The following is a 12,084-nucleotide window of genomic DNA, read 5'->3' as shown; positions in this document are numbered from 1 at the left end:
CCCATCGCCACTGAGTTGCCAGATACCTCATTTTCGTCGAGGCCACCAGTGGCGAGATCTGCCCACACTTGCCATCGCCGAGCATCCATGACCAGACTCCCGTTCTAGGCCGAATGCTGAAGTGTTGTCGAATTCGCCAGGCCACGGTGGTATTTGTCGCCTTTGCGGGGGGTGCCGGCGTCTCAGTCGCACTTCACACGCCCATGCGCTACTTCCAGCAGGCCCGGCGTTGAGGTCATGTGTGGCCCCAACCATCGACAGTGTTGCGTATATGTTACGCTTGTGTTATTTCGAGGGAGGTGCATCGCATGGACGCACCGGGTGCCTTTTGGGCCGATCTGGCAGAGGATCTAAAGGATCCCGAGTTCTTGCGTGAATACGTTGTTGAATCGATCCGCATTGCAGCAGTGGATTCAATGGTGAATGAGCTTGATGCCGCTCGAGTATCTTCCGGGCTTTCAAAAGCGGCTCTCGCACGCGCAATCAACATGGATCCTGCGACAATGCGGAGGCTCTTTTCGGGCGGCGCCAGCAACCCCACACTCGGAACCTTGGCTGAAGTGGCGGCTGCACTGGGGCTGAAGGTCAAACTTGAGCCATTCTCAGAAATTGAGCGGTCCCAAGTCACACGCCCGTTGATCGACGGGGAGGCGGTTGATACCCAAAAACTCGCGCGATACCTGGCGACATTCCGCCACCCGGAAAGCCATGTCCTGTAACCCCGGCGAACCGACGGACTAAATAATGGAGCGCGGATTTCGTTTGTAGTATTCGTGGCCGTAGGCACGGATGCGGGTGTAGTCAGACTCTGCCAGTGCAGTTCGAAAAGGCTTGTCACGTCCATCGATGACAACCAACAAAGGCTTTGAAATTCCGCTTGCCTCGTAGTCAAGCTGACAAAAGAGCCGGTAGTGATGCCGATTTGGGCCGTCGACGCGGATCTCGAACCATCCGGCCATGGTGCCGTGCATGGCCTCCCAATACCCGCCGCCTGAGAACCTCCTTGGCGGCGCTGCGGCCACTGCAACCAGGATTGAACTTAGCTTGGCCCTTGTCTTCGGTGGACATGACCTCAGGAACACCCTTCCAGGAGATGTTTCGTTGGGATCATCAAGCACGTGCCTCTGAAAGTAGGCGATGGCATGTTCATCGTCGGCATTCGGGGCCGCAGCAGGAACTCCGGAAGCGGCCGTCGGCTGACGAGCCTTCTTCGCTTCCCTGCGCTGCTTCGGGTCCGGTCCCATGCTGCCTTAACCTCAGAACAACGGGTCGCCTGCGTAGGCAATCGCACGCGGCACAGCAGGCCACGCGTTGCTGACTTGGTCCAAGAGCCGGCCCTGGTCCGCCGTCGCCGTGTCAAGGTAGAAGTCGTGCTCGGCCATGTCTGGGCCGCCAGGAGGGAACTCCCGAATGCCCAGGTGCGCAGACCAGATGGCAATGAAGAAGTCGGTTTCACTAAGCTTGGAAGCCAGGCTGCGCAATACCTCGGATTCGTAAGTCTCGATCAGTGCGGTGAGGTTGCCGCCGAGCCCGTTCTGAAGGTCGGCTGCTTGGCCCTGTGTAGCCAGCAGGTAGCCAACCGCAAAGGGGTGGATAAGCGTCTCCGGCACTTCCACCCAGGCCCAGGCATCATCCGAGTCCGACCCGGAGGCAATATCCAGCGCCTCCGCTGCCAGCTTGGCGATGGCCAGAAAATGCAACGCATCCTCGGCATTCTCCAAACCCTCTTCCGCAACGGCGCGGTCGCCCAGAAACGAGGTCCACAGGTAGTCCATTAAGCCCGCGGCCGAGTCCCGCCCCAGCCATTCCCGCAGCAATTTTGGCGCCAGCGCCTCAATATCAATCTCAACGCCGTCTTCAAGTGATCCCCACATCTGTGCCTCCTCTGCCTGTCCGCCGCGGTGGCGGAGTGAATTCAGCTTTGCATGAGGGTCTGACATTCTGGGCCCGCTCCGAAATGCAAAGCGGTGACATCCAAAATGAGACCCCAAACGACCCCACGAGCCTCAGCGCTATTTGAACGCGTTCAAGAATGGTGCTGTACTTGGAACTGAACACGTTCAAAAGAAGGGGTTCGGCATGGATGGCAGGCAACAGGACGGCAAGGGCGCACAAACGAAGGCGCTCGTCCTGGAAACGGCACTCGGCATGTTCCGGGCCAAGGGGTACGCGAAAACCACCATGCGCGCCATTGCTGCAGAGGCCGGGGTTTCCCTGGGCAGTGCCTACTACTACTTCGCCTCCAAGGACGACCTGGTCCTGGAGCTCTACCGAGAATCCGTCACCGAGCAGAGGGCCGCAGCAACCGAAGCCCTGGCCAACGCGGGCGGACTCGCGGCGCGCATCCATGCCGCGATGCACGCCGGTATCGACGCGCTCACTCCGTATCACGGCTTCGGCGGCGCGTTCATTGGCAGGGCGCTGCCTCCGGAGTCGGCCGTGAACCCGTTTGGTGAGCCGTCGCGGGAAGTCCGGGAGTCCGCCGTCGGAATTTTCAGTGACGTGGTGGAGGGGGCGAAAGTGCCGCAATTCCTGCGGGCCCAGCTGCCCGAGCTGCTGTGGCTCGGGTACATGGGCGTGGTGCTGTTCTGGGTGTACGACCGTTCCGACAGCCAGCGCCGCACCCGAATGCTGATCGACGGCGCGGCACCGCTCATGGCGAAGCTGGTGGCGTTCTCCAAGCTGCCCGTCGTGAAGCCGCTGGTTGAGGAGGCGCTTGCGTTGAAGGCCCGGGTGCAGTCGTGATGGCCGAGGCCGGCCGTCATCATGCCCAGGCGGCGCGGTGGGCCAAGGAGGACCGGTTCAGCATGCGCTACGGCGCGACCGCGCTGCTCACTGGGTGGTTCGTGACGTTTCTTGTGTTTTGCCTGGGCCTGACGGCGGCCCACGTTGTGGCCGAGGGCGGCACCGGGTTTGGATGGAATTTCCTGACGCTGGCATTGATCTTCGGCTTTCCGGTAGCGGTAGTCGTCGGCCTGCCGCTGGCCATCCTGATCGCGTGGCCACTGCGGAGAGTTGACAACCAGTGGCTTCATGTTGCGGGGTTCGCGCTTGGGGTTGGTGCGGCCATGGCTCTCGCGACGGCGTTGATCTCCGGTTTTGACAAAGGGGCGGGATGGTGGGTTCTCCTGCTGGCTTTGTGGACTGCCGTCAGTGCCGCAATGGGCCGGGCCAGCGTCATGGGGATGGTTGCCCGGCGCAACCTGCCGGTTGCCGGCGCCCTGCCGCCTGCGCAGATTTGAATCAGCAGCTGATGTGATTCCGGGCTGGCACGTAGGTTGAGACTGCAGCACCTGCGACAAAAACCACCGCAGGTCCTGCTCCTTCAAACTCGCGGATCGCGCCTTCTGCTGTTTCGAAGGCGCCCATAGCATCTGCTGCTGTTTCGATTCCAGATGACTGCCCGGCGAAACGCCCCCCCCGGAAGCACCCAATCTGCCGTCCGGAGCGGCAACAAATCCTATAGGGTTCAAGGTGAGACCAAGGCAGTGCCGCCGAACCACCTCCGATTGGAACCGTTGAATGACCTCCTCCCTGTCGCTGACCACCCAGACCATTGAGCTTGCTGAATTGGGCCCGGACTCCCCGCTGCCCTCGGTCCAGGCCATGTTGGAGCCGCCCTACATTGTGGGCGGCGACATCCCGGAGGAGATCGCCGCCGGTTCCCGTTGGGGCAAGGCCCGCAACCTGTACCCCTACTCCATGCAGGAGGACTACGGCCGCGAGACAAGCGAACGCGAGCTGACCGCCGTCGTGCTTGAAAATGCGCATGTGAAGGCGACGTTCCTGCCCCAGCTGGGCGGGCGCCTCTGGAGCCTGACGGACAAGTCCAGCGGCAAGGAGATGCTGCACACGCAGGACCGCATCCAGTTCGCCAACCTGGCGCTGCGCAACGCCTGGTTCGCCGGCGGCATTGAGTACAACATCGGCACACGCGGGCATTCGCCCACCACCTGCGCCCCGCTGCACACCGCCATTGTGCGCACTCCGGAGGGGCAGGAAATCCTGCGGATGTGGGAGTTTGACCGCCTGCGCGAGGTGGTGTTCCAGATTGATGCGTGGCTGCCTGAGGACTCCAAAGTGGTGCTGGTGGCCGTGCGCATCCAGAACCCCAATGACAAGACCGTGCCCATGTACTGGTGGACCAACGCGGCTGTCCCGCAGACGCCGCAGACCCGTGTGATCGCGCCGGCAGGGAAGTCGTACGCCACGGATTACGACGGTTCCATGACGCGTGTGGACACGGCCAACCTCCGCGGCGTGGACGCCACCTGGCCCATGCGCAACACACAGGCTGCCGACTTCTTCTTCGACATCGCCCCCGATGAGCGCCGCTGGGAGGTTGCCGCGGACGACGGCGGCGACGGGCTTGCGCTGGTGTCCTCGGCCCTGCTGCGCGGCCGGAAGCTGTTTGTGTGGGGAGAGACCGTGGGCGGGCACCGCTGGCAGGAATGGCTGACACCCTCCGGGGATGGCGCACCGCAGCCCTATGCGGAAATTCAGGCCGGCATCGCGCAGACCCAGTATGAGCACGTGCCCATGCCCGCCGGTGCCAGCTGGCAGTGGGTTGAGGCCTACGGCAACGCCGCGCTGGACCCGGCGCTCGCAGCCGGGGAGTGGGATGCCGCCGTGGCGCACGGTGCCGAGCGGGTGGAGGCGCTGGTTTCCGTCGCGGACATTGACGCCGCCCTGGCCGACGCCGGACGCTGGGCCGATCTGCCGCCGTCGGAATTTGTGGTGGCCGGCAATGGCTGGGGTGCCCTGGAGCGGGTGCGCCGCCAGCACTCGCAGGCGAACTGGATCGACGAGGCCGGCACACCCTTTGGGGACGAGACGCTGACCGCGGACCAGGCGCCGTGGCTTGAGCTCCTCCGCGCCAACGAGGGAATCGTGGAGAAGCCGTTCGAGGCGACCGCCGGCGAGGCGCCCAGCCAGCCGTTCGGCGGGGCGGGGGCGTTTGTGCGCGGTGTTGACTGGGAGGACCTGCTGACGGCGGGGCGGAACGTCAGCGCCGAGGGGGCGTTCCATCACGCCGTCATGGTGCATGCCCGGGCGTCCGACTCCGCCGGCGACCTGGCAGTTGTCGCAACGCTGTACCGCAAGGCACTGGAAGAAACATTTGCCGGCGAGCCGTTGGGCGTGCGGAGCCGGGCGCTGGCCCACCGGGGCCTGGGGCTGGCACTGCTGGCCGCCGGCGACTTGCCGGGCGGGCTGGCCGAAAGCGCCGTCGCCTGCACGTTGGAGCCGGGCAACCGGAACCTGCTGGTCGAGGCCATGACGCTGGCGCTGGACAACGGCCAGCCCGACCTGGCGCTTGGCCTGCTCAACGGTGCCGATGGATCGCTGGCGTCCCTCGGGCGGGTGCGGTTCCTGCAGGCCTCCGCACTGGCGGACACCGGGGAAGCCGCGGCGGCCGCAGCGATCATGAAGGAAGGGATCGAGGTTCCCGACCTGCGCGAAGGCGTGAACTCACTCTCAGACCTGTGGAACCGGGTCTGCCCGGGTGAGCCCGTCCCGGCGGAGTACCAGTTCAGCATGCACTGACCCGCCCACTGACCCGCCCACCCGACGCTGTCGCAGCATTGGTCGGTTTTTTGGGAACGCCATCGCACCCGGTGCGATGGCGTTCCGCCTTTAACGGCCATTGCTGCGCTGGCGTTGGGGAGGGAGCGGAGGGCGTTGGGCGGGGGAGGGCCTGCTTGCCTGGCATCACCCTGCTCCACATCCAACATTGACAGCACCTTGTGAGCCCTGTCATAGTCATAACCATGAACCTGTCAGACAACTGGACAGCCGGACAGCAGCAGATCGTCCGGGTGAGCGCGGCCGAGGCCGTATTCCAAGCCATCCGCGCCGCCATCGAGAACGGCCAGCTGCAAGTGGGCGCCAAACTCAGCAGCGAAACCGCGCTCGCCAGCCAATACGGCGTCAGCCGCTCGGTCATCCGCGAGGCGCTGCGCTCCTGCACCGCCCTGGGCCTCACCGAAACGCAAACCGGCAAGGGCACCTTCGTCATCGCCAACCGGGCCTCCAGCGACCTGGTCCTCGGCGACTTCTCCGCACGCAGCCTCATGGAGGCCCGCCCGCACATCGAAGTTCCTGCCGCGGAATTCGCCGCAACCCGCCGCACCGCCGAACAGCTCGAGGAAATGCGCGGCATCCTTGACCTCATGGCCGAGGAGGACGACCCCCAAATCTGGGTCAACCTCGACGCCGCCTTCCACGCCGCCATCGCCCGCGCCAGCGGCAACGGCGTCTTTGAAAGCGTCGTCAACGACATCCGCGACGCCATGGCCAGCCAGTCGGAAACCATCAACCTGATCACCGGCCGCGCCCGCCAGTCCAACCTTGAACACCAAAAAATCCTCGACGCCATCACCCGCGGCGCCACCGCCGACGCCGGCCGCGCCATGTCCGTCCACCTGTCCGCCGTCGACACCGCGCTCGGCCTCATTATGGGAGAAAACGCATGAACACCTTCCCCGCCCACGCACCCCTCGCCGTCCAAACCCGCGGCGCGCTCGTGGAGAGCGTACATTTCGGCTCGCTCACCGCCCTTAAGCACGACGGCGGGAGCCTCCTTTCGCTGGGGGAGCCCACCTCCCGCATGTACCCCAGGTCGGCGCTCAAGCCGCTGATCGCCGTCGCCATGCTGCGTGCCGGCCTCGAGCTGCCGGACGATCAGCTGGCCCTGGCCGCCGCCAGCCACTCGGGCGCCGCGGTGCACCAGGAAACCGCCGAGAAGATCCTCGCCGACGCGGGTCTCACCCCGTCCGAGCTGCGCAACTCCACCGACCTGCCCTACGGCACGGCCGAACGCGAGGCCTGGCTCAGGAACGGCCACGGCCCCACCCAGCTGGCGCAAAACTGCTCCGGCAAGCACGCCGCGCTGCTGGCTACCTCCGCCCGCAATGGCTGGCCGCTGGACACGTACCTGCATGCGGACCATCCCATCACCGCACTCATCCGTGAAACCGTCGCCGACCTCACCGGCGAGGCCATCACCGCCATCAGCACCGACGGCTGCGGCACGGAGGTGTTTGGCCTGTCCCTGACCGGAATGGCCCGCGCCTTCAGCCGGCTGGCCACCGCCGAGCCCGGCACCCCGGAACGCCGCGTCGCCGACGCCATGCGCGCCCACCCCGTCCTTGTTGCCGGCGAGGGCCGCGACGTCACCGCCCTCATGCAGGCCGTCCCCGGGCTGCTGGCCAAGGACGGCTTCGAAGGCATTCAGCTCATCGCCCTTGCCGACGGCAGCGCCGTGGCGCTGAAGGTTTCCGACGGCGGCGACCGGGCCCGCATGCCGGCGGCAGTTCCGGCGCTGCTCGCCCTGGGCGTCGAGCCCGGCGCGCTGGCACCCTTCAACAACCTCCCCGTCTTCGGCGGCGGACGGCCCGTGGGCGAACTCCGCGGCCTCCCCATTCACAACTGAACCAGGCAGGAACCAACCCGACCCGGCGCAACGGCGCGCCCGCAGCAAGGAGCATCATGAGCATCACCGAAGCAACCACCAGTTCCATCCCCACCCAGGCAACCCGCAGCGAACACGACCTGATCGGCGACCGCGACATCCCCGCGGACGCCTACTGGGGCGTCCACACGCTGCGCGCCGTGGAAAACTTCCCCATCACCGGCATCCCGCTGAGCAACAACACCCACCTGGTCAACGGCCTGGCCATGGTGAAGCAGGCTGCCGCGCAGGCCAACCAGGAACTCGGGCTGCTCGACGGCACCCGCGCCGCGGCGATCATCCAAGCCTGCCAGGAAATCATCGCCGGGGACCTGCATGAGCAGTTCGTGGTGGACGTCATCCAGGGAGGTGCCGGGACGTCGTCGAACATGAACGCGAACGAGGTCATCGCCAACCGCGCCCTGGAAATCCTGGGCCACCGCAAGGGCGAATACCAGTTCCTGCACCCGAACGACCACGTGAACCTGAGCCAGTCCACCAATGACGTCTATCCGACCGCGGTCAACGTCGCCACGATCTTTGCGGCGAAGTCGCTGGTGGGTGCCATGGAGTACCTGTGCGACGCGTTCGCCGAGAAGGCCGTGGAGTTCCGCACCGTGGTGAAGATGGGTCGCACCCAGCTGCAGGACGCCGTGCCGATGACGCTGGGCCAGGAGTTCAACACCTACGCGGTCACGATGGGGGAGGACCGGGCCCGCCTGGCCGAATCCACGCTGCTGGTGCACGAGATCAACCTCGGCGCCACGGCCATCGGCACGGGCCTGAATGCGCCTGTCGGCTATTCGGCCCTGGCCTGCCGCCACCTGGTGGAAATCTCCGGCCTGCCCCTGACCACCTCGGTGGACCTGATCGAGGCCACCCAGGACGTCGGCGCATTCGTGCACCTCTCCGGCGTGCTCAAGCGCGTGGCCGTCAAGCTCTCCAAGATCTGCAACGACCTGCGCCTGCTCTCCTCCGGCCCCCGCGCCGGCTTCGGCGAGATCACGCTGCCCGCCGTGCAGGCAGGCTCCTCGATCATGCCCGGCAAGGTCAACCCGGTCATCCCCGAAGTGGTGAACCAGGTGGCGTACGAGGTCATCGGCAACGACGTCACCATCACCATGGCAGCGGAGGGCGGGCAGCTGCAGCTCAACGCCTTCGAGCCCGTCATCGTCTACAGCCTGACCAGGAGCATGCGCCACCTGGAGGCCGCCTGCACCACCCTCGCCGACAAGTGCATCCGCGGCATCACCGCCCACGAGGACAAGCTGCGCGCACAGGTGGAGCACTCGATCGGGCTCGTCACTGCGCTGAACCCGGTCCTGGGCTACGCCACCTCCACCAAGATCGCCCTCGAGGCGCTGGAATCCGGCCGCGGCGTGGCCGAACTGGTGCTGGAACACGGACTCCTCACCCAGGAACAGCTGGACCGGCTGCTCCGCCCCGAACACCTCGCCAACCTCGGCGACTGACCCCGGCACTGCAAGATGACAGCAGCCCTCCAACGGTGCAGGGCTGCTCCACCCAACAAAGGACACAGCAACCATGAGCAAGCAGCAAACGCAAGAGTCAGATGATTTAGTTCAAGACAAGCCCAGCGCCGCCCTCACGGCGGAGGACGCTGGGCTCCACAAGGGATTGAAAGCCCGCCAGATCCAGATGATCGCGATTGGCGGGGCCATCGGCACCGGACTGTTCATGGGTGCCGGCGGGCGCCTGGCCGGAGCCGGCCCGGCACTCATGTTCAGCTACGCAATCTGCGGATTCTTCGCATTCCTGATCCTGCGCGCCCTCGGCGAACTGGTCATCCACCGCCCGTCCTCGGGATCGTTCGTCTCCTACGCCCGCGAGTTCTTCGGTGAAAAGGCGGCGTTCGTCTCCGGCTGGCTGTACTGGCTCAACTGGGCGATGACAGCGATCGTGGACATCACCGCCGTCGCGCTGTACATGCACTTCTTCTCAAAGTACGTGCCCTGGATCGGCGGAATTCCGCAGTGGGTGTGGGCGCTGGCGGCGCTGCTGCTGGTGCTGGGGCTCAACCTGGTCTCGGTCAAGGTCTTTGGCGAGCTGGAGTTTTGGTTTGCGCTGATCAAGGTGGTGGCGCTCGTGTCGTTCCTGCTGGTGGGCACCTACTTCGTCATCTTCGGCACGCCGGTGGCCGGGCAGGAAGTTGGCTTCAGCCTGATCGCGGACAACGGCGGGTTCTTCCCCAACGGGCTGCTTCCGGTGGTGGTGGTCATGCAAGGCGTGGTGTTTGCCTACGCCTCCATCGAGCTGATCGGCACGGCGGCCGGCGAGACCCAGAACCCCGAAAAGGTCATGCCGAAGGCCATCAACACGGTCATCATCCGCATCGCCGTGTTCTATGTTGGTTCGCTGGTGCTGCTCTCGCTGCTGCTGCCGTACACCGCGTACAAGGCGGGGGAGAGCCCGTTCGTGACATTCTTTGGCTCCATCGGCGTGGAGGGGATCGACGCCATCATGAACCTCGTGGTGCTCACGGCCGCCATGTCCTCGCTGAACGCCGGGCTGTACTCCACCGGCCGGATCCTGCGCTCCATGGCCATGTCCGGTTCCGCCCCGAAGTTCGCGGCCAAGCTGAACAGCCGCGGAGTGCCGTACGGCGGCATTGCGCTGACCGCGGCGGTGGCGTTCCTGGGCGTCATCCTCAACGCGATCGTGCCGTCACAGGCCTTTGAAATTGTGCTGAACATGGCGGCGTTGGGCATCCTGGCCTCGTGGGCCATGATCGTGCTGTGCCAGCTGGCCCTGTACCGGCTGGCCAAGAGGGGCCTGGCCATCCGGCCCGCGTTCCGCATGATCGGCGCGCCCTACACCGGCTACCTCACCCTCGCATTCCTGCTGGCTGTGCTGGTCCTCATGGCGTTCGACAGCCCGGTCGGCACCTGGACCGTCGCCTCCATTGTGGTCATCGTCCCGGCGCTCGTCATCGGCTGGTACCTCAGCCGCGGCCGCATCAACGCCATCGCCGCCACCCGCGACGGCTACACCGGCGCCCATCCCGTGATCGCCCACCACAGCGCCGCCACCGCTGCACGGGACGCTGCCGACGGCGGGGAACAGGGTTAAGCGGCACGCGCCACCGGGAACGGGGCCGGGGCAGCAGGTAAGACGGACTCCTAGTACTACAGTCGCGTTTATTTTTGGTCGTGTCGGCGGTTTAATCGGACTTTGGGCGAGAATCCTGTTAATCATGATGGGTGAGCGATGATATTTGGGTGGCAGAGATACAGGAATGGGCTGATGGCCTGGAGGAAATCCGTGAGTTGATCGGGGATCAGTTTGCGCGTACTGAGCCGCGGAATAACGCGGTTAGTTACATTCGGGGGCTGCTTTCGGATGAGGAGCGGAAGAACTCTTGGACGCTGTCCGAGCGCGCTGGGCAGGGCACGCCGGATGGGATGCAGCGGCTACTCTCGACGACCGATTGGGACCCGGATAAGGTCCGTGATGCTTTGTTCGGCTACGTGAAAAAGCACCTCGGTGATCCAGAAGGCATTTTGGCGATTGATGAGACCGGTTTCCTGAAAAAGGGGACGGCTTCTGCCGGGGTGGCCCGCCAGTACTCGGGCACCGCCGGGAGGGTGGAAAACTGCCAGATCGGGGTGTTCCTGAGCTACGCTTCACCGGCGGGGCGCACGTTCCTGGATCGGGAGCTTTACCTGCCCAAGGCCTGGATCGAGGACGAGGCCCGGTGCAAGCGCGCTGGCATCCCGGAAGAGCGGGAAATGGCCACCAAGCCGGTGCTGGCCGGGGACATGATTGAACGTGCCCTGGACGCTGGAATCCAGGCCGAATGGACCACCGGGGACGCCGTCTACGGCCAACACACAGGGCTGCGCCGCCGACTCGAGGCCCGGGGCATGCACTACGTCATGGCGGTACCTATGAACCAACACGCCATCGCCCGGGCGCGTGGTTCAGTGGGCGGGGACGGCCGTGCCGATGAGCTCTTCGCTGCCCTAGACAGGCGTGCCTGGCGCACCCGAACCGCCGGGACCGGGACCAAGGGTGAACGGCTCTACGCCTGGGCCAGGATCCGCATTAACGGCCCTGCCGAAACCGGCGAGCATTGGCTGCTGGCCCGCCGCTCCCTGAAAGACCCGACCGACCTGGCGTACTTCATTTGCCACACCCCCGAGAACGTCACCCTGATCGAGCTGGCCCGAGTCGCCGGGGCCCGCTGGGCCATCGAGGAAACCTTCCAAACCTCCAAGGGCGAAACGGGACTCGATCACTACCAGGTGCGCCAATACACCGGCTGGTACAGGCACATCACCCTCTCCATGTTCGCCCACGCATTCCTGAGCGTCATCCGCTCTAAAAAGGGGGCCCGCACCCAGGCTCCGAGCACTTGGTAAGACTCTCCCTGCCAGAAATCAGGCACCTCATCACCCGCATCATCTGGCATCGGGAACCGGACCCACACCACGTGATCCGCTGGTCACTTTGGCGACGACGACACCAATACCGCGCCCAGCAATGCCACTACAAAGCCCGCGGCCACACCCCACAAACGCGACTGTAGTACTAGGGGGTGGGACCGCCGCCGAGTCTGATTCTCAGCCGCAGGGATGAGAAATTGCCGCAGGATCAGCTACCACAGCCGGAGG

11 protein-coding genes are annotated in these 12,084 nt (G+C 65.1%); 9 read left to right on the top strand and 2 right to left on the bottom strand.

Annotation, left to right across the window (positions count from 1 at the left end):
• Positions 1–308 precede the first annotated feature (308 nt).
• Complete coding sequence (locus tag JOF48_RS03175; RefSeq protein ID WP_209677231.1) at positions 309–719, top strand: helix-turn-helix domain-containing protein; 411 nt, start codon at positions 309–311, stop codon at positions 717–719.
• Between the two features lie 18 nt (positions 720–737).
• Here the strand turns inward: JOF48_RS03175 and JOF48_RS03170 are convergent, their stop codons facing one another.
• Together JOF48_RS03170 and JOF48_RS03165 are read right to left on the bottom strand one after the other, a co-directional pair.
• Complete coding sequence (locus JOF48_RS03170) at positions 738–1,244, bottom strand: hypothetical protein (protein WP_209677229.1); 507 nt, start codon at positions 1,242–1,244, stop codon at positions 738–740.
• 12 nt (positions 1,245–1,256) lie between these two features.
• Positions 1,257–1,874 carry a hypothetical protein gene (locus tag JOF48_RS03165; protein WP_209677226.1) on the bottom strand — a complete coding sequence of 206 codons (618 nt, stop codon included), beginning with the start codon at positions 1,872–1,874 and terminating at the stop codon, positions 1,257–1,259.
• A 205-nt stretch (positions 1,875–2,079) separates the two neighbouring features.
• Between JOF48_RS03165 and JOF48_RS03160 the strand changes: the two genes are divergently transcribed.
• The 8 genes from JOF48_RS03160 to JOF48_RS03125 all read left to right on the top strand — a co-directional run bounded on the left by JOF48_RS03160 (position 2,080) and on the right by JOF48_RS03125 (position 11,832).
• On the top strand, positions 2,080–2,745 hold the full coding sequence (locus JOF48_RS03160) for a TetR/AcrR family transcriptional regulator (protein ID WP_209677224.1): 666 nt from the start codon (positions 2,080–2,082) through the stop codon (positions 2,743–2,745).
• Positions 2,742–3,242, top strand: a complete 501-nt coding sequence (locus JOF48_RS03155; protein ID WP_209677222.1) for a hypothetical protein — start codon at positions 2,742–2,744, stop codon at positions 3,240–3,242. Before JOF48_RS03160 ends, JOF48_RS03155 begins: the two co-directional genes overlap by 4 nt.
• A gap of 280 nt (positions 3,243–3,522) precedes the next feature.
• Positions 3,523–5,544, top strand: coding sequence for a DUF5107 domain-containing protein (locus JOF48_RS03150; RefSeq protein WP_209677220.1), 2,022 nt, complete (start codon positions 3,523–3,525; stop codon positions 5,542–5,544).
• A gap of 224 nt (positions 5,545–5,768) precedes the next feature.
• Complete coding sequence (locus JOF48_RS03145) at positions 5,769–6,473, top strand: FadR/GntR family transcriptional regulator (protein ID WP_209677218.1); 705 nt, start codon at positions 5,769–5,771, stop codon at positions 6,471–6,473.
• Positions 6,470–7,432, top strand: a complete 963-nt coding sequence (locus JOF48_RS03140) for an asparaginase (RefSeq protein WP_209677216.1) — start codon at positions 6,470–6,472, stop codon at positions 7,430–7,432. The genes JOF48_RS03145 and JOF48_RS03140 overlap by 4 nt, the downstream gene beginning before the upstream one ends.
• Before the next feature lie 56 nt (positions 7,433–7,488).
• Positions 7,489–8,922 carry an aspartate ammonia-lyase gene (aspA, locus tag JOF48_RS03135; RefSeq protein WP_209677214.1) on the top strand — a complete coding sequence of 478 codons (1,434 nt, stop codon included), beginning with the start codon at positions 7,489–7,491 and terminating at the stop codon, positions 8,920–8,922.
• Positions 8,923–8,995: 73 nt separating this feature from the next.
• Positions 8,996–10,540 carry an amino acid permease gene (locus JOF48_RS03130; RefSeq protein WP_209677212.1) on the top strand — a complete coding sequence of 515 codons (1,545 nt, stop codon included), beginning with the start codon at positions 8,996–8,998 and terminating at the stop codon, positions 10,538–10,540.
• 149 nt (positions 10,541–10,689) lie between these two features.
• Positions 10,690–11,832, top strand: coding sequence for an IS701 family transposase (locus JOF48_RS03125; RefSeq protein WP_425353731.1), 1,143 nt, complete (start codon positions 10,690–10,692; stop codon positions 11,830–11,832).
• Positions 11,833–12,084: the final 252 nt, after the last annotated feature.

Origin of the sequence: Arthrobacter stackebrandtii, assembly GCF_017876675.1 — a bacterium.
Taxonomy (GTDB): domain Bacteria; phylum Actinomycetota; class Actinomycetes; order Actinomycetales; family Micrococcaceae; genus Specibacter; species Specibacter stackebrandtii.
Note: the sequence above shows the minus strand (reverse complement) of the source record. Positions and strands in the feature narration are given on the sequence as shown.

Coding starts and splice junctions, on each gene's coding strand:
- JOF48_RS03175 (WP_209677231.1), top strand. CDS start 309: ATGGACGCACCGGGTGCCTTTTGGGCCGATCTGGCAGAGGATCTAAAG.
- JOF48_RS03165 (WP_209677226.1), bottom strand. CDS start 1,874: ATGTGGGGATCACTTGAAGACGGCGTTGAGATTGATATTGAGGCGCTG.
- aspA (WP_209677214.1), top strand. CDS start 7,489: ATGAGCATCACCGAAGCAACCACCAGTTCCATCCCCACCCAGGCAACC.
- JOF48_RS03160 (WP_209677224.1), top strand. CDS start 2,080: ATGGATGGCAGGCAACAGGACGGCAAGGGCGCACAAACGAAGGCGCTC.
- JOF48_RS03170 (WP_209677229.1), bottom strand. CDS start 1,244: ATGGGACCGGACCCGAAGCAGCGCAGGGAAGCGAAGAAGGCTCGTCAG.
- JOF48_RS03145 (WP_209677218.1), top strand. CDS start 5,769: ATGAACCTGTCAGACAACTGGACAGCCGGACAGCAGCAGATCGTCCGG.
- JOF48_RS03130 (WP_209677212.1), top strand. CDS start 8,996: ATGAGCAAGCAGCAAACGCAAGAGTCAGATGATTTAGTTCAAGACAAG.
- JOF48_RS03140 (WP_209677216.1), top strand. CDS start 6,470: ATGAACACCTTCCCCGCCCACGCACCCCTCGCCGTCCAAACCCGCGGC.
- JOF48_RS03150 (WP_209677220.1), top strand. CDS start 3,523: ATGACCTCCTCCCTGTCGCTGACCACCCAGACCATTGAGCTTGCTGAA.